The 21,399-nt window shown below is 75.8% G+C and carries 24 protein-coding genes and 1 pseudogene; 9 read left to right on the top strand and 16 right to left on the bottom strand.

Features of this window, described 5'->3' with window-relative positions; genetic code table 11:
- Positions 1-256: 256 nt before the first annotated feature.
- The 5 genes and pseudogenes from MY526_RS04660 to MY526_RS04680 all read right to left on the bottom strand — a co-directional run.
- Positions 257-490, bottom strand: a pseudogene (locus MY526_RS04660) (ATP-binding cassette domain-containing protein); the annotation flags it as partial.
- Complete coding sequence (locus MY526_RS04665) at positions 406-642, bottom strand: helix-turn-helix domain-containing protein (protein ID WP_436690934.1); 237 nt, start codon at positions 640-642, stop codon at positions 406-408. The pseudogene MY526_RS04660 and the gene MY526_RS04665, both read right to left, overlap by 85 nt.
- Positions 642-1,136 (bottom strand): DUF2975 domain-containing protein, encoded by a 495-nt coding sequence (locus MY526_RS04670; RefSeq protein ID WP_436690932.1) that lies wholly within the window; start codon positions 1,134-1,136, stop codon positions 642-644. Before MY526_RS04670 ends, MY526_RS04665 begins: the two co-directional genes overlap by 1 nt.
- 143 nt (positions 1,137-1,279) lie before the next feature.
- Positions 1,280-1,525: an STAS domain-containing protein gene (locus MY526_RS04675; RefSeq protein ID WP_436690930.1), complete on the bottom strand. Its 246-nt coding sequence runs from the start codon at positions 1,523-1,525 to the stop codon at positions 1,280-1,282.
- Positions 1,522-1,866, bottom strand: coding sequence for an STAS domain-containing protein (locus tag MY526_RS04680; protein WP_436690928.1), 345 nt, complete (start codon positions 1,864-1,866; stop codon positions 1,522-1,524). Before MY526_RS04680 ends, MY526_RS04675 begins: the two co-directional genes overlap by 4 nt.
- A 141-nt stretch (positions 1,867-2,007) precedes the next feature.
- On the opposite strand from MY526_RS04680, the gene MY526_RS04685 reads away from it, so the two are divergent.
- From MY526_RS04685 to MY526_RS04695, 3 genes are all read left to right on the top strand, one after another.
- The gene (locus MY526_RS04685) at positions 2,008-2,745 is read left to right on the top strand and encodes a response regulator (protein WP_436703346.1); all 738 of its coding nucleotides are present in this window, start codon (positions 2,008-2,010) and stop codon (positions 2,743-2,745) included.
- Positions 2,746-2,824: 79 nt separating this feature from the next.
- Positions 2,825-4,198 (top strand): sensor histidine kinase, encoded by a 1,374-nt coding sequence (locus MY526_RS04690; RefSeq protein ID WP_436690924.1) that lies wholly within the window; start codon positions 2,825-2,827, stop codon positions 4,196-4,198.
- Entirely contained in the window at positions 4,195-4,809 is a 615-nt protein-coding gene (locus MY526_RS04695; protein WP_436703347.1) for a GerMN domain-containing protein, read from the top strand. Before MY526_RS04690 ends, MY526_RS04695 begins: the two co-directional genes overlap by 4 nt.
- A 4-nt stretch (positions 4,810-4,813) precedes the next feature.
- Here the strand turns inward: MY526_RS04695 and MY526_RS04700 are convergent, their stop codons facing one another.
- From MY526_RS04700 to MY526_RS04710, 3 genes are read right to left on the bottom strand one after another with little or no spacing between them, the layout of a single operon-like run.
- On the bottom strand, positions 4,814-5,935 hold the full coding sequence (locus tag MY526_RS04700; protein ID WP_436703348.1) for an NAD(P)/FAD-dependent oxidoreductase: 1,122 nt from the start codon (positions 5,933-5,935) through the stop codon (positions 4,814-4,816).
- A 10-nt stretch (positions 5,936-5,945) separates the two neighbouring features.
- Positions 5,946-6,920, bottom strand: coding sequence for an alpha/beta fold hydrolase (locus MY526_RS04705; RefSeq protein ID WP_436703349.1), 975 nt, complete (start codon positions 6,918-6,920; stop codon positions 5,946-5,948).
- A 48-nt stretch (positions 6,921-6,968) separates the two neighbouring features.
- Positions 6,969-7,538: a TIGR00730 family Rossman fold protein gene (locus MY526_RS04710; RefSeq protein ID WP_436690916.1), complete on the bottom strand. Its 570-nt coding sequence runs from the start codon at positions 7,536-7,538 to the stop codon at positions 6,969-6,971.
- 54 nt (positions 7,539-7,592) lie between these two features.
- On the opposite strand from MY526_RS04710, the gene MY526_RS04715 reads away from it, so the two are divergent.
- A complete protein-coding gene (locus tag MY526_RS04715) occupies positions 7,593-8,057 on the top strand; it encodes an NUDIX domain-containing protein (protein WP_436690914.1) in 465 nt (154 codons plus the stop codon).
- Positions 8,058-8,093: 36 nt separating this feature from the next.
- Here MY526_RS04715 and MY526_RS04720 read toward each other — a convergent pair whose 3' ends face one another.
- Positions 8,094-8,900 (bottom strand): endonuclease/exonuclease/phosphatase family protein, encoded by an 807-nt coding sequence (locus tag MY526_RS04720; protein WP_436690912.1) that lies wholly within the window; start codon positions 8,898-8,900, stop codon positions 8,094-8,096.
- 1,078 nt (positions 8,901-9,978) lie between these two features.
- On the opposite strand from MY526_RS04720, the gene MY526_RS04725 reads away from it, so the two are divergent.
- The 3 genes from MY526_RS04725 to MY526_RS04735 all read left to right on the top strand — a co-directional run bounded on the left by MY526_RS04725 (position 9,979) and on the right by MY526_RS04735 (position 11,981).
- Positions 9,979-10,869, top strand: coding sequence for a 1,4-dihydroxy-2-naphthoyl-CoA synthase (locus MY526_RS04725; protein WP_436688802.1), 891 nt, complete (start codon positions 9,979-9,981; stop codon positions 10,867-10,869).
- A 42-nt stretch (positions 10,870-10,911) separates the two neighbouring features.
- On the top strand, positions 10,912-11,244 hold the full coding sequence (locus tag MY526_RS04730) for a hypothetical protein (RefSeq protein ID WP_436688804.1): 333 nt from the start codon (positions 10,912-10,914) through the stop codon (positions 11,242-11,244).
- Between the two features lie 167 nt (positions 11,245-11,411).
- Complete coding sequence (locus MY526_RS04735) at positions 11,412-11,981, top strand: TetR-like C-terminal domain-containing protein (protein ID WP_436688806.1); 570 nt, start codon at positions 11,412-11,414, stop codon at positions 11,979-11,981.
- A 9-nt stretch (positions 11,982-11,990) separates the two neighbouring features.
- Here MY526_RS04735 and MY526_RS04740 read toward each other — a convergent pair whose 3' ends face one another.
- The 3 genes from MY526_RS04740 to MY526_RS04750 are packed head-to-tail and all read right to left on the bottom strand — an operon-like array spanning position 11,991 to position 14,087.
- A complete protein-coding gene (locus MY526_RS04740) occupies positions 11,991-12,704 on the bottom strand; it encodes a TetR/AcrR family transcriptional regulator (protein WP_436703350.1) in 714 nt (237 codons plus the stop codon).
- A 46-nt stretch (positions 12,705-12,750) separates the two neighbouring features.
- Positions 12,751-13,224, bottom strand: coding sequence for a DUF5946 family protein (locus MY526_RS04745; protein WP_436703351.1), 474 nt, complete (start codon positions 13,222-13,224; stop codon positions 12,751-12,753).
- Positions 13,225-13,283: 59 nt separating this feature from the next.
- Entirely contained in the window at positions 13,284-14,087 is an 804-nt protein-coding gene (locus MY526_RS04750; RefSeq protein ID WP_436703352.1) for a glycosyltransferase, read from the bottom strand.
- Between the two features lie 133 nt (positions 14,088-14,220).
- Between MY526_RS04750 and MY526_RS04755 the strand changes: the two genes are divergently transcribed.
- Positions 14,221-15,570, top strand: coding sequence for a phage holin family protein (locus tag MY526_RS04755; RefSeq protein ID WP_436703353.1), 1,350 nt, complete (start codon positions 14,221-14,223; stop codon positions 15,568-15,570).
- Here MY526_RS04755 and MY526_RS04760 read toward each other — a convergent pair.
- The 4 genes from MY526_RS04760 to MY526_RS04775 form a co-directional block, all read right to left on the bottom strand.
- Positions 15,527-16,516, bottom strand: a complete 990-nt coding sequence (locus MY526_RS04760; RefSeq protein WP_436688812.1) for a glucosyl-3-phosphoglycerate synthase — start codon at positions 16,514-16,516, stop codon at positions 15,527-15,529. The two genes, MY526_RS04755 and MY526_RS04760, sit on opposite strands and share 44 nt — an antisense overlap.
- Before the next feature lie 85 nt (positions 16,517-16,601).
- Positions 16,602-18,755, bottom strand: coding sequence for a phage holin family protein (locus MY526_RS04765; RefSeq protein ID WP_436703354.1), 2,154 nt, complete (start codon positions 18,753-18,755; stop codon positions 16,602-16,604).
- A complete protein-coding gene (locus tag MY526_RS04770) occupies positions 18,752-19,390 on the bottom strand; it encodes a DedA family protein (protein WP_436703355.1) in 639 nt (212 codons plus the stop codon). Before MY526_RS04770 ends, MY526_RS04765 begins: the two co-directional genes overlap by 4 nt.
- Entirely contained in the window at positions 19,387-20,196 is an 810-nt protein-coding gene (locus MY526_RS04775; RefSeq protein WP_436703356.1) for an MBL fold metallo-hydrolase, read from the bottom strand. The genes MY526_RS04770 and MY526_RS04775 overlap by 4 nt, the downstream gene beginning before the upstream one ends.
- 296 nt (positions 20,197-20,492) lie before the next feature.
- Between MY526_RS04775 and MY526_RS04780 the strand changes: the two genes are divergently transcribed.
- Positions 20,493-21,362 carry a type IV toxin-antitoxin system AbiEi family antitoxin gene (locus tag MY526_RS04780; protein ID WP_436703357.1) on the top strand — a complete coding sequence of 290 codons (870 nt, stop codon included), beginning with the start codon at positions 20,493-20,495 and terminating at the stop codon, positions 21,360-21,362.
- Positions 21,363-21,399 lie beyond the last annotated feature (37 nt).

Raw genomic sequence — 21,399 nt, forward strand, 5'->3', positions numbered from 1 at the left:
CCCGAGCAGGAGCGCGCCGCCGGCCCAGCCCAGCAGCGCCGCCACCGACGACGCCCGCGTCATCCCCGGCACCTCCCCGAGCAGCAGGAACCCCGCTCCGGATCCCGGCAGGACCTCGGCGATGGCCGACAGCCACGGAGGTGGCTGCGGCCGGGGTGGACCGAGCCCGGGTCGAGCAGCGCACCGACCTCGCGCAGCGGCTCGGCGAGCGTCGCGACGGCCGTCCGCTCACGAGCGCCTCTCCCGAGGTGGGCCGGTCCGGACCGAGGACCATCCGCATCGTCGTGGACTTCCCCGCCCCGTTCGGGCCGAGGAACGCGGTGACCCTGCCCGGCTCGACGTCGAAGCTCAGGTCGTCGACGGCCAGGACGTCGCCGTACCGCTTGGTCAGGCCGCGGACCTCGATCACCGGTGGGCCTCGTGCGGGGCGTGGTGGTCCTCCGGGACCCACTCGAGCAGGTCGCCGGGCTGGCACTCGAGGACCCGGCACATGGCTTCCAGGGTGCTGAAGCGGACCGCCTTGGCGCGGCCGTTCTTCAGCACGGCGACGTTCGCCGGCGTGAGACCGACCCGCTCGGCGAACTCGCCCACGCTCATCTTGCGCTTGGCCAGCTCGACGTCGATGCGCACGACGATGGGCATCAGATGACCGCTTCCATGTCCGTCCGCAGCGTCGTCGCCTGCCGCAGCAACGCGCGCATGACCACCATGAGCAGCCCCACCACGGCGCCGACGAGCAGCAGGACCAGCAGCAGCGCGGGCAGCACCGGGTCGTCGCTGACCTCGTCGACGATGAAGTAGTAGGCGCAGACGAAGGCGCCCAGCAACATCCCCCAGCCGACGGCGATCGCCCACACGATCGCGTTCACCCAGGGCAGGGCACCCGCGCTGAAGATGCGGTCGTGGGTGACCAGGGTCAGCAGCTTCCAGGTGCACACGATCACGACCTGGACGCACAGCAGCCCCAGCACGAGGACCGTGAGCATCGTCCACGTCATGAACGACTGCTCCAGCGAGGGCTCGGCCAGGTCCGGCACCAGCGCGGGCAGCGCCCAGATCTGCGCAGCCACCAGGGCCGCGAACACCACCACGAGCAGGATCCTGAGGGGGCCCACTGCCCGACGCACCGTGTGCATGCATCGAGCGTCAGTTTCTATCTATCGAAAGTCAATAGGCAACACTCGACAGGGTCGGCCCCCGAGGTTGGCCGGCGTTGCCGCACAGTGCCAGGAAGAGCAGGCCGGCCGCAGGCAGCAGCACCGTCGACGGCCGGCCGGTCTCAGGCGCGGATCAGCAGCTCCCCGCCGTCGGCGGCGAACTCCCGGCGCAGCTCGCGGAGGATGTCGAGCCCCGCGGCGTCGGCGGCCCTGACCCCGCGCAGGTCCAGCACCACGCGGGCGTGCCCGCTGCCGCGCAGCCCGTCGGCGGTGCCGCGCAGCAGGTCGGCCCCGAGCGAGGTCAGGCGGCCGCTGGCCCGGATCAGCCCTGCACGCCGGTCGACCACCTCGGTGAGGTCGGCGGTCACGCCGCCGCCCCGGTCGGCGGCTCGACTTCGATCACGCGCCACAGACCGGTCCGGTGCAGCAGGTCCTCGGTCCGCCGGTTCGCCCCGCGCAGCACCACCGCCCCGCCCCGCGCCCGGCAGGTGCGGTGCGCCGACAGGAAGCTCGCGACGGCGGAGCTGGACAGGTGCTGCACGCCGGAGATGTCGACCACCAGCCGGCGGGCGCCGGCCAGCAGCGCGTCGTGCAGCAGCCAGCGCACGTCCGCCAGGCCGCCGGCGAGCAGGTCGTCGTCGAGGTGGATGGTCACCACGTCGACCCGGGTCGGAGTGTCGAACCGGGGCCGTGCGGGAGCCAACGTCATCGGTGTCCTCCTCGGGACCGTCGCATGGCCGCCACTCTGCAGGCGGCCACTGACAGGCTCCCGCGAGGAGATTGAGAACCGGCCGGGAGTTGCTTTGCGATCCTGTGACGACCGGCCGAACGCCCGGTGGCCGATGGCAGCATGGCGGGAGTGGCTCCGCGTCTGCTGGTCGTCGAGGACGACGACCCGATCCGCACCGCCCTGCGGTGGGCGCTGGAGGACGAGGGCTACGACGTCGCCGAGGCGGCGAGCGGCGAGGAGGCGGTCGCGCTGGTCGCGACGGCGACGCCGGACCTCATGGTCGTCGACCTGATGCTCGGGTCGATGGACGGGTTCGCCGTGATCCGGGAGGTCCGCCGGGAGCACGACCTGCCGATCATCGTGGTGAGCGCCCGCGCCGACACCCACGACATCGTCGCCGCGCTGGAGGCCGGCGCCGACGACTACGTGACCAAGCCGTTCCAGGTGAAGGAGATCACCGCACGGCTGCGCGCGCTGCGCCGCCGGGCCGGCGCCGGAGCCGGAGCCGGCGCGACGGGGACGGCGGACGCCGGCGCCCCGGCCGAGGTGGTCCTCGACCGGCACCCGGCCGCGCCGCTGGTGCTGCGGGAGATGCGCGGCACGGTCCACCGCGGCGAGCAGCAGCTGCCGCTCACGCTGACCGAGTTCCGGCTGCTGTGCGAGCTGGCCTCGGCGCCCGGCCGGGTCTTCAGCCGGCAGGCCCTGCTGGAGCGGGTCTGGGAGCACGGCTTCTTCGGCGACGAGCGGATCGTCGACGTCCACATCCGGCGGCTGCGGACCAAGGTCGAGCTGGACCCGGGAGCGCCGCGGATCGTGGTCACCGTCCGGGGGCTGGGCTACCGGCTGGATCCGCAGTGAGCGGACAGGGGCGGAAGCATCGCAGCGAGCGCCGGCGAGCGAGGAGCGGTGCGCCCCGCGGAGCGAACCAGAGGGCACGGTGAGGTGGGCCCTCGCGTCGCGGGGGCTCCGGGCGCGGATCGTGCTGGGCTTCGCCGTCGGGGCGCTCCTCGTCTCGGCCGTGCTGGTCGGCACCACCTGGCTGCTGGCCAGCAACTACCTGCTCGACCAGCGGGAGCGGTCGCTGACCCGGCAGGCCTTCGCCGACGCCAACGTGCTGAGCAGCCGGCTGGCGACCGCGGGCACCGAGGTGGGCGACGTCGTGGGGGAGCTGGTGCCCTCGGGCGGCGCCGACGTCGTCGTCCGCAGCGGGGACTCCTGGTTCTCCTCCAGCCTGGACGTCGACGCCCGCGACGTCCCCGGCGACCTGCGGCAGCTGGTCGCCGGCGGCTCGGCCGGCAGCGTGCGGGTCGACACCTCCGGCGGTCCCGCGCTGCTGGTCGGGGTGCCGGTGGCGGCCGCGGGGATCGAGTTCTACGAGCTGTCGCCGCTGACCGAGCTGCAGATCGTGCTGCGCACGCTGGCCGTGGTCCTCGGGGCGGGCGCGCTGGCCGCGACCGCGGCGGGCGCGGCTTTCGGTGCGTGGGCCAGCCGGCGCGCCGTCCAGCCGCTGGAGCAGGTGGCTGCGGCGGCCACCCGGATCGCCGGCGGCGAGCTGACCACCCGGCTGCCCCCCACCGACGACCCCGACCTGCTGGCCATCGTCGCCGGCTTCAACAGCATGGTCGACGCCCTGGCCGCCCGCATCGACCGCGACGCCCGCTTCGTCGGCGACGTCAGCCACGAGCTGCGCAGCCCGCTGACCGGCGTGGTCACCAGCGTGGAGGTGCTGGCCGCGCGCCGGTCGGAGCTCTCCCCCCGGGCCGACCAGGCCCTCGCGCTGGTCGAGCGGGAGCTCGACCGGTTCCGCCGGATGCTCGACGACCTGCTCGAGCTGGCCCGCCTGGACGGCGCCCCGCCGTCGGACCGCGCCGCTCCGGTGTCGATGACCGCCCTCGCCCGCGAGGTGCTCGCCGCCGGCGGGAAGGACCCCGCGCTGCTGCACGGCGACCCGGACGAGGAGACGGTGGTGACCGGCGACAAGACCGGGCTGGAGCGGGCGGTGCGCAACCTCCTCGACAACGCCGACCGGCACGCCGGCGGACCGTGCGCGGTGCACGTGCGGCGGCGGGACGGCGCCGTCCTGGTGTGCGTGGACGACGAGGGCCCGGGGGTCCCGGTGCAGGACCGCGAGCGGGTCTTCGAGCGGTTCGCCCGCGGCCCGCGCGCGGCCCGGCGCTCGCTGCCCGGGGCCGGCCTGGGGCTGGCGATCGTGGCGGAGACCGCCGCCCGGCACGGCGGGGCGGCGTGGTGTTCCGCGGCGCCCGGCGGCGGGGCCCGGTTCGTCCTCTCGGTGCCGGGGGCCGGCTCGTGAGCCGCCGCCTGCTGACCGTCGTCCTCTGCTGCCTGCTGGCCGGCTGCGCGGTGCCCACGGGCGGCCCGGCGGAGGAGATCCCGCCGTCCGAGGTGCCGTTCGGCCTGACCTCGCCCAGCCCGCAGCCCACCGCTCCGCCGACGCCGGAGCCGTCGGCGGCCTCGGGGCAGGTCTACCTGGTGGCGCAGGACGACCGGCTGGTCCCGCGGCCGCGCGAGGTGACCGGGGCGTCGCTGGCCGACCGGGTCGGCGCGCTGCTCGACGAGCTCGCGGCCGGGCCGACCGCGGCCGAGCGCGACGAGCAGCTGTCCACCGCGCTGCCGCCGGACGTCGAGCTCGCGGTCGCCGACGTCTCCGACGGGACGGTGACGGTGGACCTGAGCGGCCCGGCCGAGGTCCCGACCGGCCAGGCCAGCCGGCGCGCGGCGGCCCAGCTGGTGCTCTCGGCGACCAGCGTGCCGGGCGTGGCGGCCGTCGTCCTGACCCTCGACGGCCAGCGGATCGACGCGCCGCTGCCCTCCGGCGAGCTGACCGCGGAGCCGCTGTCGGCCGAGGACTACACGGTGCTCCTGACGCCGGCACCGACGGCGGCGCCCGCCCCGCCGTCCTGAGCGGTCAGGCCCGCCCGACGGCCAGCTCGCGGACCGCGCCGGTCAGGGCGCGCGGGGTCAGCCGGCCGTCGGCCAGCCCCAGCGCGACCACGTCGTCGAACACCCGCTGGTCGGCCGCGGCGGCGCGGAAGGTGGCGTCCATGAGCGCGGGCCAGCGGCTCAGCCGGGCGGCGGCCGACGACGAGCGCAGGTGCGCGTCCAGCCGCCGGTGCAGCGCCGCCCGGTAGCGGACCCCGGCGTCGGGACCCGCCGCCGCGGCCGCACCGGCCAGCGCACCGGAGACCACCGCGTAGAAGATGCCCTCGCCGGTCAGCGGGTTGACCAGCGACGCGGCGTCCCCCGCCAGCAGCACCCGGCCGTCGGGCTGCCGCGGCCGGCCGGTGGACAGCGGCAGCCGGTGGGCGCGCAGCCGGCCCGGTGCGACGCCGGGCAGCAGCCGGTGCAGCCCCTCGACCAGGGCGGCGCGGGTCGCCCCGCCCGACACCAGCTCGCCGTAGCCGACGTTGGCCCGGCCGTCGCCCAGCGGGAACGACCAGGCGTAGGCCGGCCAGCGCTGCTCGGTGGTGACCAGCACCTGCGTGCCGGCCTGCCCGGGCAGCTCGGGGGCGTAGCCGCGGATCGCCACGGCCAGCCGGTCGGTCCGGTTGGTGGGCAGCCCCAGCGCCCGGCGGACGACGGACTCGGCGCCGTCCGCGCCCACCACGACGCCCGCCCGCAGCGCGCCGTCGACGGTCACGCCGTCGGCGTCCGGGCGCAGCTCGCGGACGGCGTGCCGGCGGAACCGGGCCCCGCGGGCCAGCGCCGCGGCCAGCAGCCGGCCGTCGAGGACCTCGCGCGGGACGACGTGGGAGGGCCGGGCGGTCGCCCGCTGCACGGTGGCGCCCCCGGGTGAGCGCAGCGAGAGCCGGGGCACGGCCGGGTATCCCGCCGTGAGCTCCGCGGGGTCGACGGCGAGGGCGGCGAGCACGTCGAGCGCCTCGGGGGCGACGCCGTCGCCGCAGACCTTGTCGCGGGGGAACTCCGCACGGTCGACGACCAGCACGGTGGCGCCGGTGCGCAGGGCGGCCAGCGCCGCGGCCGACCCGGCCGGGCCGCCTCCGACGACGACGACGTCCCAGCGCTCCACCGTGCCGACGCTAGGCGGTCGCCGTCGGGTCGGCAGGCCGGTCCGGGGGCCGCAGCGCGCGGGGTGCCGGGACGCCGTCGCGGCCCTGCGCGAGCAGCGCCCGCCAGCCGTCCCGGTCGTGGACGGCGGGCTCGGTGGTGTCGAGGAAGTCGCCGAGGACGGCACAGAAGCGCTCGGGCTCGTCCAGGTGCGGCCAGTGCCCCGCACCCGGGAAGACCTCGACGCGCGCGGTCGGCACCAGACGGCGCACCGTCTCGGCGTGCGCGGCCGGCACGATCGGGTCGCGGCTGCCCCAGACGACGAGCATCGGGATGGCGTTGGCCAGGTACAGGCGGTCGACGGCGGTCACCGCCTGGCCGCGGGTGTCGACGACGCCGCGCAGCGTGCGCAGGAAGGCCCGGCGCGCCTCGACGTCCCTGAGCGCGAGCAGCGCGTCGCCGGCCTCGGCGAGGTCGCGCACCCGCTGCCAGCCGGCGATCCGGCCGGCGAGCCCGAGCCCCCACAACCCGATCCGCAGTGGTGGGGACGCCCCGGTCAGCGCGGTGAGGGCCACCTCGGCGCCGGGCAGCGTGGCCAGGCGCAGCCCCGCGGACAGCTCCGGCCCCAGCCCGCCGCTGCCCACCAGCACCAGCCGCTCGCAGCGCTCGGGGAACTGGTAGGCGAACTGCAGCGCGATGCCGCCGCCGAGGGAGTGGCCGACCACGGTGACCCGCTCCACGTCGAGCACGCTGAGCAGGTCGCGCATGCCGTTGGCGTAGGCGGCGATCGAGTAGTCGCCCCGCGGCTTGTCCGAGTCGCCGTGACCGAGCAGGTCGGGGGCGATGACCGTGTGCTGCCGCGCCAGCCGCTGCAGGACGCCGGCCCACGTCTGCGAGCTGTTGCCGATGCCGTGCACGAGCAGCAGCGGCGGCCCCGACCCCGCCCGCAGGAAGGCCCGCAGGTAGCCGTGGACGACGCGGGACTGGTGGACGGGCGTGCAGGCCATCGCCCCAGTGCAGCACCGCGCCGTTGCCTCCGGGTTACGGCGCGGGTGTCACGGTGGCGTCGGCGTCCACTTCCGCTCGGGGTGCTCGTACCGGTCGACGAACGCCAGCAGGTCGGCGGCGCCGGTGACCACGCCCAGCGCGTCGAACCGGCGGGCGTCGAGGTACCCGTCGTCCACCATGCGGCGCAGCTGGGCGAGCAGCGGCTGCCAGAAACCGTCGACGTCGACCAGCACCGTGGGCTTGGCGTGCAGGCCGAGCATCCCCCACGTCCACGCCTCGAACAGCTCCTCCAGGGTCCCCGCCGCGCCGGGGAGGGCCACGAAGGCGTCGGCGAGCTCGGCCATCCGCGCCTTGCGCTCGTGCATCGAGCCGACCACCTCCAGCTGCGGCAGCCGGGGGTGGGCCAGCTCGTCGTCCACCAGGTGCTGGGGGATGACGCCGACCACCTCGCCGCCGGCGGCCAGCGCGGCGTCGGCCACGATCCCCATCAGCCCGACGTGCCCGCCGCCGTAGACGATGCCCACCCCGGCCCGGGCCAGGTCGGCGGCGAGGCCGGCGGCGGCCTCCTGGTGGGACGGCGGCCCGCTCTGGGACCCGGTGAAGACGGCGACGCGCACGCCCCCGAGCCTGGCACGCGGCGGGATCGCGCCGGCACGGGGTTGACTGGGGGTGTGTTCTCCTCCACCGACGGCTGGGTGACGTGCTCGTTCGGCCACCGGCACTGGGGACTGCTCGGTGCGGCCGGGCTGCTCGTGCACCGCGACGGGGCCGACGGCGTCGAGCTGCTGCTCCAGCACCGGGCGACGTGGTCCCACCACGGCGGCACCTGGGGCACGCCGGGCGGTGCGCTGCACGCGGGGGAGTCCCCGGAGCACGGTGCGCTGCGGGAGGTGCGGGAGGAGCTGGGGCTGCTGCCGGACGCCGTCGTCCTCGGTCCCCGCTCGGTCGACGACCACGGCGGCTGGTCGTACACGACCGTGCTGGCCCGGCCGATCCGCGGCATCGAGCCGGGTGACCTGCGGCTGGACGGTGAGAGCGAGGGCGTGGCCTGGATCCCGCTGGCAGACCTGGCCTCGGTGCCGCTGCACCCCGGCTTCGCGGCCTCCCTGGACCGCCTGCACCCCCTGCTCACCTGACCCCTCCGTCGGTTCCCGCGGAGATCGACGGGCACCTCAGCCGGGGACGACCGTGACAGCGAGCGCCCGGTGGTCGCCGACGGGCAGCACCGTCGCCGCGGGGTCGCTCGCGCGCAGGCCGCCGCCGACGGCGAGCACGTGGTCCAGCTGCACCCTCGGCTCGGGAGCGGGGAAGCTGCGCTCCCGCACCAGCGGGGTGGCGCCCAGCAGCCGGGCCGGCAGTCGGCCGGGCAGGTTGAGGTCGCCGGCGACGACGACCGGCCCCTCCATCCCGGCCAGCCACCGGCGCAGCCGCCGCAGCTGGCCCACCGAGGTGTGCGGCGCGAAGGACAGGTGCGTGCCGACGACGGTCACGTGGGCCAGCCGCGCGGCGACGGCGATCCGCGGCTCGTCGGGCACCCACCACCACCGCAGCCCGCCGGTGCGCGGGTCGGGACCCTTCACCGGCAACCGCGCCCGCCCGGCACCCAGCCCCAGCACCGACCACTCGAGCACGGGCAGCCGGCTGATCAGCGCGATGCCGTAGAGCGGTCCGCCCGGCGCCTCGCCCGGCCCCCGCAGCGCCGGTGCGGCCGGCGTCCAGCTGCGGAAGGGGTCGGGGGTGCCGGCGACGGTGGCCGCGCCGCGCCAGTCGCCGGCGGCGAGCCCCGCGGCGAGGACGGCGGCCTGGTCGGCGCCCCGCGAACGCGGTTGCCCGGCGTCGACCTCCTGGACGGCGAGCACGTCGACGTCGAGGCCCGCGACCGCCGCGGCGAGCTCGGCCGGCGCCAGGACGCGACCGGCCGGGCTGCGGCCCGAGGCGATGTTGAGGGTGCCGATCCGCACGGCGCGCGGCTCGGCCACGCCGCGGACGCTACCGGCGGCTGCGCCTCCGCCTCGACGTGCCCGTGCGTATCCGAGCACCTACGGTGAGCACACCGCGTCGCTTCGTCGGAGGTCCGGCCCTGTCGCCCCGAGCTCGCCATCTCGCCGCCGGCCCGGCCCGGCCCGGCTCGGTCTGCCCCCGTCGCCTGCCGTCGGCAGCCCGCCGACGGTGGCCGCTCGCGCTGCTGCTCCTCGCCGTCCTGCTCGGTGCCGGCGCCGCTGTCGTCGTCCTCGCGGTGCGCGGGGCGGGACCTCCCGGCCCGGTCGCCCAGCGGGACGCCACCGGCATCGGCGGGTCGGCGCGGTCCGGGGAGGACGCCGGGGGCATCGGCGGCGCGGTCCGGTGGTCGCCGGCCCCTCCGCCTCGGGCTGAGGGGCCGGTGGGCGTTCCGGTGCCGGGTACCGCTGACCGCGGTGCCGAGGCAGGGGCGTCGCCCCCGGCTGCACCGGGTGCAGGGCCGCCGGCGGACGGGTCCGTTCCGGGCGGCTCCCCTGCGGGCGCACCCGCGCCCGGCTCCGCCACGGGCGCACTCCCGCCCGGCTCGGCGGCGGGCGCACCCGGGGCCGGGTCGGCACCGGGCGCGGCCGCCCCCGGTGGCCCGGCGGTCAGCCCGTCGGCCGGTGCCCCGTCCGGGGGCGGCCTGGCCGGCAGCCCTCCGGTCGGCGCCCCCGCCGCCGGGCCGGCGCCCAAGCCGGATCCGGCGGCGTGGACGCCGTCTCCGGCGACCCCGCACCCGGTCCCCGGCCCGGCCCACGACTCCACCCCCGCGCCCCGCCCCGCGTCGCCGCCCGCCCCCGCGCCCCGCCCGACTCCGGCACCCGCGCCTGCCCCTCCACCGACCCCGACCCCTACGCCCACCCCGACCCCCACGCCCACCCCGGCCCCCGCGCCGGCCCCGGACGACTCGGGCGGGGACGACTGCCTGTGCGGCCTCATCGAGGAGGTCACCGGCGGGCTGGGCGGCGTCGTCGACGGGGTCGCCGAGGGTGTCGCGGGTCCGGGAGGCGGGCTCGTCCCGTGAGGGTCGCCCGCGCGGCGCGCACTAGGTTCGGGACCATGACCGCCCGCGACGACGTCTCCGAGATCTTCGACAGCGCGGCGTGGCAGCCGGTCGAGGGCTTCGACTTCGCCGACCTCACCTACCACCGCGCCGTGGACGCCGGCGTCGTCCGCATCGCGTTCGACCGGCCCGAGGTGCGCAACGCGTTCCGCCCGCAGACCGTCGACGAGCTGATCACCGCGCTGGAGCACGCGCGGCTGTCCACCGACGTCGGCTGCGTGCTCCTCACCGGCAACGGCCCGAGCCCCAGGGACGGCGGCTGGGCGTTCTGCTCCGGCGGCGACCAGCGGGTGCGCGGGAAGTACGGCTACGAGCACGACAAGGGCCGCAGCAGCGGCCGGCTGCACGTGCTGGAGGCGCAGCGGCTGATCCGGTTCATGCCCAAGGTCGTCATCTGCGTCGTCCCCGGGTGGGCCGCCGGCGGCGGGCACAGCCTGCACGTCGTCTCCGACCTCACCCTGGCCAGCGCCGAGCACGCCCGCTTCAAGCAGACCGACGCCGACGTCGGCAGCTTCGACGGCGGCTTCGGCTCGGCATACCTCGCCCGCCAGGTCGGCCAGAAGCTCGCCCGGGAGATCTTCTTCCTCGGCGACGAGTACACCGCCGACGACGCCCACCGCATGGGCATGGTGAACAGGGTCGTCCCGCACGCCGAGCTCGAGTCCACCGCGCTGGACTGGGGCCGTCGGATCGTGGCCAAGAGCCCGACCGCCCAGCGGATGCTCAAGTACTCGTTCAACCTCATCGACGACGGGCTGGTCGGCCAGCAGCTCTTCGCGGGGGAGACGACCCGGCTGGCCTACATGGCCGAGGAGGCCGTCGAGGGCCGGGACGCCTTCCTGGAGAAGCGGGATCCCGACTTCGGGCGCTTCCCCTGGCATGTCTGAGGGCAGAGATGGCCATGAGTGCCCCGAGGTGAGGAGGTCCGCGTGATCGTCGAGGTGGTGGGTGGCGCCGACGAGCTGCCCGAGGTGCGGGTCGTCGACGTCGACGACCTGAAGAGGCTGCACCTGGCGCTGGGTGCGGTGACCGACGAGGAGGCCGACCAGGTGCTGCGGGACGCCGGTCTGGGCCGCCTGCAGGACGCCGAGACCGGCTTCCTGGACGTCGAGGCGCTCCGGGCGGCGGCCGAACCGCAGGCCGGCGCCGGGGACTGGGCGCAGCAGTGGGACGGGATGCTCGAGTACGCCGGGAGCAAGGGCTGGCTGGTCGACGACGGCGCGAGTCTGCAGGTCCACGTGGAGAGCGCGGCCGGGGCCTGATCCCGCACACGTCTTGTCGCCGCCCGTCGCGGGAGGTTGAGGGTGTCAAGAAAAAGGCTGTGAGTTCCGGTCGGGGTCATTGTGGACATTGCAACCGGAGTCCACGATGTCGCGGTGACGTCCACCTCTGACCGGGCGACGGCGTGACGGGTACCCCGGGCCGCCCGTTGAGCGCCGAGCTCTCCGACCAGCTGCTCTCCGTCGCCGTCGACATCCTGGCCGAGGAGGGCTGGGGGAAGCTCAACAGCGACCGGGTCGCCGCCCGAGCCCGCGCGGGCAAGGCGGGGATCTACCGCCGCTGGCCGACGATGGCGGCCATGGCCCGCCAGGCCGTCGGCCGGTTCTCGCTCGTGCGGGTGCCACCCGACACCGGCTCACTGCGGGACGACCTCCGTGCCCTCGTCGACCGCTGGCGGCGGCCGCTGGACCGCGAGGAGCGCGCCACCGCGAGCCTCGTCGGCGCCGCGCGCCACGACGAGGACCTGCGCGCCGGGCTGGACGACGCGCTGGTCCGCCCGCTGGCCGAGGCCGTGACCGTGATCGGCTCGCGTGCGGCCGACCGCGGTCAGGAGCTGCCCGAGCCGCGGCTGGCCCTGCTCGGCTCGGTGCTCGAGGCCTTCTGGTGGCAGCGGTTCACCTCGGCCACCGGCGTGATGACCGGCGACCAGGTGCGACGCGTCGTCGACGAGGTGCTGCTGCCGATCCTCCAGCCGGTGCGCGAGGGCGCCAGCGTCTGACCGGCGCGGTCAGCCGGCCTGGCGGGCCTGCTCCGGCCAGCCGGTGACCGAGTGCGCGGGGGGTGCGGCCGGCAGCGCGCCGAAGCCGAGCTCGAGGTCGCCCAGCACCTGCTCGGCCAGGGACACGATCGTCGCCGCGGACCGGGCGGCGTCGGCGCGGTCGCCGAGGACCGGGCGCTGGCCGACGAGCAGGACGCGCGAGACGGCGACCCAGGTGGCCGCGGTCAGCGCCGCGGCGGTGGCCGGGTCCTCCGGCACCCGGGCGCCGGAGGTGTCGCCGTCCGCCCATGCCTCGACCAGGGCCTGGGCGGTGCGCCGCTCCGCCTCGTGGACCAGCTCGAGCTCGCGCAGGCGCAGCGCCGGGGAGGGCTCGATCGTCGCGATGTAGCGACGCCGCTCGCCGCACTCGTGCTGGCCCGCCAGACCGCCCAGCACCCCGACGAGGTACTCGCGCAGCGCGGCCAGCGGCGGCACCGACCGCGGCCGCGAGCGCACCGCCTCGGCGGCGCCCTCCACCCACGGCGTGCGGCCGTCGAAGAACAGGTCTTCCTTCGTCGAGAAGTGGTTGAAGACGGTCTGCACGGCCACGTCCGCGGCACCGGCGATGTCGGCGATGGTGACCGACTCGAAGCCGCGCGCGGCGAAGAGCTCCTGCGCGGTCCGGCGGATCAGCGCTCGGGTCTGCGCCTTCTTCCGTGCCCGACGGTCGGTCAAGTCACTCACCGTTAAAGAGTAACTCCGAAGCGTAGGCAGCGCTCGACGTCGCGGCTCACACGTCGGCGACCGACAGCGACCAGTCCGCGAGCACGGCCCGGGCCCACGTCTCGACCAGCACGGACAGGTCGATGACGTCGAGATCCGCTGCCACGTCGGCGATCGTCGTCCGCCAGACCGTGGGCGACGTCACCCGGCCGGCGGCCGGCGCGGCGGGCTCGCCGAGCCGGGCGGCGAGCGTCTCGACGGTGCGCCGCACCTGCTCGGGATCGGTACGGGCGTGCTGGGCGGCGTAGGCGGCGTCGGCGAGCGCGAACACGGCGGCGGCCTGCGGGTCGGCAGCCGCGTCCTCGCGCACGCCGCGGACCGTCTCCTCGAACAGCCGGGTGCAGGCGGCCGGGACCCCGGACGGCGTCGGGTCGTCGCCCGGCGCCGGGGCGAGCACCGATCCGCAGCCCGGGCAGCGGACGGTGGGCACCCCCGCCGCCGTCTCGGGTCGCGGGCTGCCGGGGGTTCGGGGGAGGGGCACCCGCCGATCGTGCCGCAGCCCGGTCGGACGTGCGGGACGACGGGGGGGCTCGGCCCCGGTCAGGCGGTGGCGGACGGGAGAGGGCGGCTCGCCGCGCCCATGAGTGCCGCGCGGTAGGTGCCCTGGTCGTCGTCGGCGTGCCAGCCGAGGGCGACGCGCAGGACGTCGTCGACCCAGGCCTGCCACGCGGGCCGCTGCCGGGGGTGCAGCCGGCCGAACCGCTCGGCCAGGTCGAGGACCGCTCCGGTGATCTCCGTCGTCCGCGTGCGGTTGGCCTTGAGCCTGCCGGTGAAGCGACCCAGTGGCACCACCGCCGGGGCGCCGTGGAGCAGGGTCGTCGTGATGTTGAGGTGCGCCTCGACCCCGAAGTGCGGTGGGAGCGGCAGGGAGATCGAGTCGGCCCGCAGCGCCCGGAAGCCGGTCAGCGGCTTGCTGCCCATGACCTCGCTGACCTCCGGGAACAGGGCTCTCACCAGAGGCCGGTAGAAGCCGTCGGTGTTGGTCAGGACCGCGTCCAGCCCGTCGTCGAAGTCACCCACGACGTGCGGCGAGCCACCACCGCTGCGGACCTCTCTCGCCAGGAGCGCCGGGATGTTGTGTTCCGAGTCGGTGAGGTCCCCGTCGAGGAAGCAGATCCACTCCGTCGCCAGTCGCTCGCACGCCACGCCCATGGCCGCACCCTTGCCGAGGGGGGCCGGGATCACCGCGGCGCCCGCATCCCGGGCCACCTCGGCGGTGCCGTCCGTCGACGCACTGTCGATGACCACGACGACGTCTCCCGCACCGGCCGCCACGAGCGCCTGTTCCACCACAGATGCCACGGTCTGCGCTTCGTCGTGACATACGATCGCGAATGTGATCACCGGCGCGGGGGTTGTCGAGAATGGCTGTCTGTCATATTTCCGCGCCTATCACACAGGGGTCCATGCTTGTCATGGCCCACACGAACTGTTGCGTCGGGCCACGTCCTCCAGATTGCACTGGAGGGCTCTCGACATGAGCGCCCATGGATTCTACGAGTTGTCGACGCTGCGTCGGCGACAGGTCGCGCGAGCCGTGTGGGACGGCCCGGCCCGCGTCGAGGGGACGATCGAGGTGGCGGGCCGGGCGGTGACGGTCGCGATGCCGCTGCGCTACCACCTGCTCGTCCACATGTCGGGCCTCATCGTCCTGCGACCGTCCGTCCGCTTCGACGAGATCACCTGCGACGGTCACCCCGGGGCCGAGCTCCCCACGGTCCTCGCCATCGAACGCGCGATGTGGCAGCCCGACGCCGATCTGCGCTGGTACCTCGGTGATCAGGAGATCGCCCACGGATGGGGCCGAGGGGCGCTGAACTACCTGTTCCTGCAATTGATGAACGCATTCGGGCGGCGCCGACGGCGTTGCACGCCGGACGAACTGCGTGCGGCGGCGCACGAGACCGTGACCGGCGCGTCCGCGTTCTTGGAGATGCAGCAGAGAGAGGTGCTGGAACACCCCTTCCCGGTGACGTTCGGCAGTGAGATCCAGCTGTTGCTGCCCCGTGCCGCCGGGGAGGACGTCGTCGACTGGGGGCGGCGGGCCGACCGGTTGGCGCACGAGGCGCTGCCGCCGCTGACCCACGGCGTGGCGGTGCTCCCGCGGGACGTGGAGGACGACAGGGTCGACGTCGGGTGGTACTTCGACGAGAACCGCGCCGTGGTCATCAGGGAGCACTGCCCGCACCACGCCGACCTCGACGTGTTCGACGCCGACCGGACCCAGCTGATCGAGTTCGTGACGCTCCGACGCGCGGCGCTGTCCTGTGTCCGGCGGGCGTCCCAGATCAGCCTGGTCGAGCGACAGCACGTGACGAGGGCCCAGATCGACAACTGGGAGCACCTGGTCGGAGCCACCACCGACGACTACGTGCTCGACGCCCGGATCGGGTCGCTGCTGGAGTCCGTCCGCGTCACGTTCGCGCGCGACCCGCGGTTGCGCAGCCTCGACGCCCTCGAGGAGCAGGTCCGGCGCAACCTGGGAGCGCTGCAGGCCCGGATCGAGTCGGCGACCGAACGCAGCGGCGGTCTGGCGGCCGCGCTGTTCGGAGGCGGCGCCCTGGTCCTGGGTCTGCAGAGCTCGGTCCAGCTGGCGGTCGCCCTCGTGCTCGACGTCGGTTTCACCGACGTGCCCACCCGCTACGCCGGTGCGCTCGCGCTCGCGCAGGTGGTGCTGGTGGCGCTGTCGTTCGCCCTGGTCTACGCGGTCATCCGTCGTCCGTCGCGCGTCCTCCGCAGTCCCGGACCGCGGCGCACGCGCGACGGTCGAGGCAGTGGACAGCTCAGCCGACGACGTCGAGGAGGGCGCGGTACTCCGGGACGGTGATCATCGGCGGACGCTCGTCGACGGCGACCGGGGTGCTGTGCGGCACGAAGCCCAGCCCGTCGTGGCGGAACTGGGTGAGCAGCCCGCCGGCCTCCGAGCGCTGCGACGCCGTCCGGCCCCGCCCGGCCCGCGCCAGCACCGTCGAGACGACCTGGCCGGCCATCCGCCCGAGCGCCTCCTGGCCCTGCGACGTGTGCCGCCGCACGCCCAGGTCCACCTGCGCCAGCGCGCCCAGGCCGACCAGCTCCAGCAGGTCGACCAGGAGACCCACCTCGACGCCGTACCCGGAGACGAACGGCACCCTCTCGAGCACCGACCGCCGGCCGGCGTACTCCCCGCCGAGGGGCTGCACGAACCCGGCCAGCTCGGGCCACAGCGCGTTGAGCAGGGGGCGGGCGGTGAGCTCGGTGACCCGGCCGCCACCGGCGGACACGGTCGCGCCGTCCACCTGCAGGGGGCGGGTGTAGCAGCCCTTCACGTAGTCGACCTGCGGTTCGGTGAGCAGCGGGCCGAGCAGGCCGGGAACGTAGTGCGTCACGTCGCCGAGGAGGTCGGCGTCCAGGAAGACGACGAGGTCGCCGGTGGTCGCGGCCAGCGACTTCCACAGCGCCTCGCCCTTGCCGGGGCGGCTGCCGTGGCCGGGCAGGACGTCGGCCGCGGAGACGACGTCGGCCCCGGCGGCCCGCGCCACTCGCGCCGTCGCGTCGGTGGAGTCCGAGTCGACGACGAGCAGCTCGTCGACCAGCGGCACCCGCCGCACCCAGCGCTCGCGGAGGACGGCGACCAGCTCGCCGACGGTGCGCTCCTCGTCCCGCGCCGGCAGGACGACGCTGACCCGGTGCCCGCCCCGCCGCTTGGCGCGCAGCAGCGCGGCGAGGTCGATCCCGGCCAGCGAGGGCGCCGAGGTCGTGCGCTGCTCGAACCAGGCGCGCGCGTCGGGTCTCATCGCCCCACCTTCCGGGACCGGGCCGGGGCGTCGCCACGCGCCTCGACGGAGTTCATGCGTTCGTCACCCACTGTGCCGCGCCGGGTCACACCCCCACACCGGCACCCCGGAGTGCGGTCGCGCTGAGCGGGCCGACGGCCGCGCCGTCCCCGGTCGGCTCGGGGTGGCCGAGGTCGGTCAGCCACCCGCGGAACACCCGGTGCAGCTGCTCGGCGCCGACGATCTCCCCCGGCGGCCGGAAGGACCGCGGGTGCACGAGGAAGCCGTGCTGCTGCGGTCCGCCCAGGCCCCCGTGTGAGCCGACGTGCGGCTCGAAGGCGGAGGCCTCGTCGGTGTCGGGGTCGTAGCGGCTGTTGATCACCACGTCGGCGCAGTTGGGGAACGCCGAGGCCCGGGCGACCAGCCGTGCCGCGTGCGGGCCGTAGGGCGCGAGCGGGTCCTCGCCGAGCACCGCCCCCGACGCCAGCCGGTGCACCCCGTCGCGGCCGAGGACCACCGGCCCGAACTCCTCCGAGTGCACCAGCAGGAATCCGACGCCGTCGTGGTCGACCAGGCCGGGCAGCAGGCGGGGCCAGTGCCGCTCGATCTCCTCCAGCGACACGCGGCCCGGGATGTCGGCGAAGGACACCGTCGCGGTGTGGCCGGAGACGGTCACCACGACGCCCGGAGCCACCCGCGGCGCGCGGCCCTCGCGCTCCGTCCCGAGCTCGTGGTGGTGCGGCACCTCCTCGGCGCGCTCCACCCGTTCCCGCAGCCGGCGGGCGATCGGCCCGCCGCTCTCGGCCAGCGCCGCCCCCACCTGCCAGCCCTCGGTGAGACGGCGGCTGTCCCGCGGGCCGGTCAGGTGCCGCTCGGGCAGCTCCCGCTCCGCGCCGCAGAGCCGGCCGACCAGCTCCTCGACCGACTCCCCGAACCGGAGCACGAAGGCCTCGCCCTGGGTCTGCCCGTGGTCGGACAGACACACCAGGTGGTACTCCCGGGGGGCCAGCTGGGACGCCCGGTGCAGCCGGCCGATCTGCTGGTCGATGCTGCGCAGCACCGCCAGGCTGTCGGCCCGCTCCAGCCCGGCATGGTGGGCGGCCTCGTCGTAGCCGAGGAAGTCCGCGTACGCGACCGGCCGGCCGGCCATCATGTCCTCGAGCAGCGCGAAGACGACGACGTCCCGGGCGATGACCGTCGTCCCCGGGCGGGCGAGCGGGTAGATCCCGCCGCGCGACACCCGGGGCCGGACGTCGTCGCGGCGCTCCCGCGCCGCCGCGACCAGCTCGCGGTGGATGTCGACGGCCGAGACGGCGATGGTGCGCAACGCGTTCACCGGGTTGGCGAAGTAGGCGTAGTACCCCGAGCCGACGCGGTCGCGGGCCTGGCGGGTGCGCCGGCTGGACGCGGGGACGACGTGCGCCAGCGAGCTCATCGTGAGGCTGACGTGCGCGGCGTCGCCGGTGAACAGGTTGCCGCGGCTGGCGCCGCCGCCGGAGAGCAGCCCCCGGCCGTCGGAGTGCGCGCGCTCGAGCGCGGAGGCGTCGTGGGGGGAGGAGACGCGGACGATCCGGTCCCGCTCCTTGTCGTACCAGCGGAAACCGGGGATGTCCCAGTTGGAGCCGTGCAGGATGCCGCACACCGCCGCGCCGGTCTGCGAGCTCCAGTCGGTGTGCCAGGAGGTCAGCGTGTGGGTGCCGGCGCGCAGCCAGGCGGCCAGGTTCGGCATCGAGCCGTCGCGGACGGCGCGGCGGGCGATGTCGAAGGACAGCGCGTCGATCTGCAGGAACAGGACGCCGGGTGGTCGCGGCACGGCGTCCGCCGTGGTCCGGGCCCGGCGGCGGGCGCGGCGGAAGAACAGCTCGTCCTCGTCGATGGCCAGCACGCTGCTGACCACGCCGGAGACGGCGGCCATCCCGACGCCGACGGTGACCGCGGTGGACAGGTTCTCGATGACCACCCCGGGGACCAGGAAGGACAGCCCCAGCACCGCCGCGCCCAGCAGCAGGAAGCTGCCCAGGCCGAGGGTGAAGAAGGCCAGCGGCAGGGCGACCCGCATGACCAGGGGCCACACCACCGCGGTCAGCAGCCCGAGCAGCAGCGCGATGACCGGCGGCTGCCACCAGGAGTCCATGGTGAAGTCGGCGAGCCAGGAGTCGAGTGCGGCGAGCGCCGCGGTGGTGGCGGCCCAGGTGAGCAGCACGCGGGCCGGTGCCCGGCCGCGTTGGAGGACCCGGCCGGAGGGGGTTCCCCCGCTCATGCCGGTCCGCAGGGGGAGGGGTCCGGCTCGGCCGGCTCCTCGGCCGCCGGCACGCGCTTGCGGTGCGCGCTCACCACGTTGAGCACCGCGCCGACGACGAGCACGAGCACGGTGGCGAGCAGGACGGCGGTGAGCGGGGAGTCGAAGATCCCGCCGCTGACCACGCCGAGCAGCGAGTACGCCACCGCCCACAGGAACGCGGCCAGCAGCGAGGCGGGCAGCAGCCGCCGCCACGGGTAGGCCAGGGCGCCGGCCGCGAGCAGCACCGGGATCCGGCCCGCGGGCAGCAGCCGGCCGACGACGACGATCTGCCACCCGTGCCGGCGGAACTGCTCGCGGACCTCGTCGATCCGCTCGGCGTGCTGCCCGCGGGCCACCCAGCGCACCGCCGACGGGCCGCCGAACCGGCAGATCGCGAAGGTGACGACGTCCCCGGACCAGGCGGCCAGCGTGGCCACCACCAACACGAGCGGCAGGTTGAGCCCGGAGGCGGTCATGGCGAACGCCGCGCCGGCGCCCACCACCGCCCCCGTCGGGACCACCGGCACGATCGAGCCCAGCAGCACGCCCCCGAACACGACCGGGTACCCGATCGCGGAGCCGTCAGTCCACGCCGCCAGCGCGCCGGAGCTCATGCCGTTCCCGTCGGGCTGGGCACGACCACCGGCCGCCCGGGCTCGGTGATCGCGACGAGGGTGTCCAGCCCGCGCGCGGCGACCGCGGCCGCGAAGGCACGGGGCGGCTCGACGAGGAGGCGGCGCATCTTCGCGCCGAGCCCCGGCAGCAGGGTGCTCCCGCGCACCGCGAGGGTGCCCCAGTGCACCGGGACGGCGATCCGCGGGCGCAGCCGCTCGACCGCCTCGGCCGCGCCCTCCGGGTCGAGGTGACCCGGGCCGAGCGAGGGGCCCCATCCCCACACCGGCAGCAGGGCGACGTCGACACCCCGGGTGCCGAGCAGGTGCATCTCGTCGAACAGGTCGGTGTCGCCGCTGACGTACACCGTCCGCCCGGAGCCCTCGACCAGGTAGCCGATCGCCTGCGTGTCCGGCCCGTGCGTGAGCCGCGGACCCCACCGGTGGCCGGTGTGGTCGGCGGGGACGGCGGTGACGTGCAGCGAGCCGTGCGGGAAGCCCTCGCCCGGCATGACCTCGACGACGTGCCGGAAGCCACGGGAGCGCAGCCACTCACCGGCGCCGCGCGGGACGACGACCCGCACGTCGGGCCCGAGCAGCTGCAGGGACGGCAGGTGCAGGTGGTCGCCGTGCAGGTGACTGATCAGCACGAGGTCGACGCCGGCGTGCGTCTCGGGTGCGGGCGGGGGGACCACCCGGCGCAGCGGCCCGACGCGGGGGGTGAGGAGGGGATCGGTCAGCACGACGTGCCCGGCCAGCTCGATGCGCACCGTCGAGTGGCCGAGGAAGTGCAGGGCCGGGTCGCTCACCGGGCCAGTATCGACCTCACCTGTGACGTTCCGGGACCGGTTAGACCCCTCCGGGTAGACCCTGATCGAACGGTGACCCCCGGCCGCGCGCCCGCCGGACTCCCGCATCCCTCCCGCGTTGATCCCTCCCGCGTTGATCATGGGCTTCGTGCGCGGAACACGCGACGACCCGGCGCTGCGGCCGCAACGATCCCATGATCACCGGGGCGGGGGAGGGGTGTCCACAGGGCGCGGGGCTGTCCACAGATCGACCGTGACCGGCCCGGACCGGTCGGGCGGTCCGCACCGTCGCCGGCATGACGGAGATCGAGCTCGGCACGGCGTACACCTGGGCGGACGCGCGGGCCCGCGGAGCGACGCGGGGACAGATCGCGCAGGACGGCGTCCGCCTGGGGCGCGGCGTGTACCTCTCCTCGTCGGTCGAGCCGGAGCTGGCGACGCGGTGCCGGGCGTGGGCGCTGGTCCTGCCGGGGGACGCCGCCTTCGGCCTCGGGACGGCGGCCCAGTTGTACGGGGCACCGCTCACGTCCCCGCCGACCGTGCACGTCGTCATCCCGTCCCGCCGGCAGCTGCCCCGGCGGGCGGGCCTGATCGTGCACGAGCGGCTGCTGGAGGACGAGGACGTCGCCACGCGTGGAGGGCTGCGCCTCACCTCGGGCGCCCAGACCTTCCTCGACCTGGCGGCCGGGCTGCCCCCTGCGGAGCTCGTCGCGGTGGGCGATGCCCTGCTGCGCGCCGGTCACCTCGACCCCGCGACCCTCGGGCGACGGCTCGAGCGCGCCGACCGTGCCCGAGGCGTGGTGCGGGCCCGGACCTGTGCCCCGCTGCTGCGCCGGGAGGCGGCCTCCCGCCCGGAGAGCCTGATCCGCTACTGGCTGGTGACCAGCGACCTGCCCGATCCCGACCTGCAGGTCCCGATCCACGACCGGTGGGGGCACGAGGTGGCCCACGCCGACCTGGGCCATCCCGAGTGGAGGATCGCCCTGGAGTACGAGGGCCGGCAGCACGCCGACGCCGACCAGTTCGGCCGCGACGTCGACCGCTGCTCGCTGATGGCGGCCGACGGCTGGCTCACCCTCCGCTTCGCTGCGCGTCACCTCACCGGTCCCGGGGTGGTGGTGGAACGAATGCGCGGCGCGCTGCGCAGCCGGGGCTGGCGCCCGTGACGGCGCCCCCACCTCGAAGTTGATCATGGGCTCGGTG

Source organism: Geodermatophilus sp. CPCC 205761 (genome assembly GCF_051383655.1).
GTDB lineage: Bacteria > Actinomycetota > Actinomycetes > Mycobacteriales > Geodermatophilaceae > Geodermatophilus.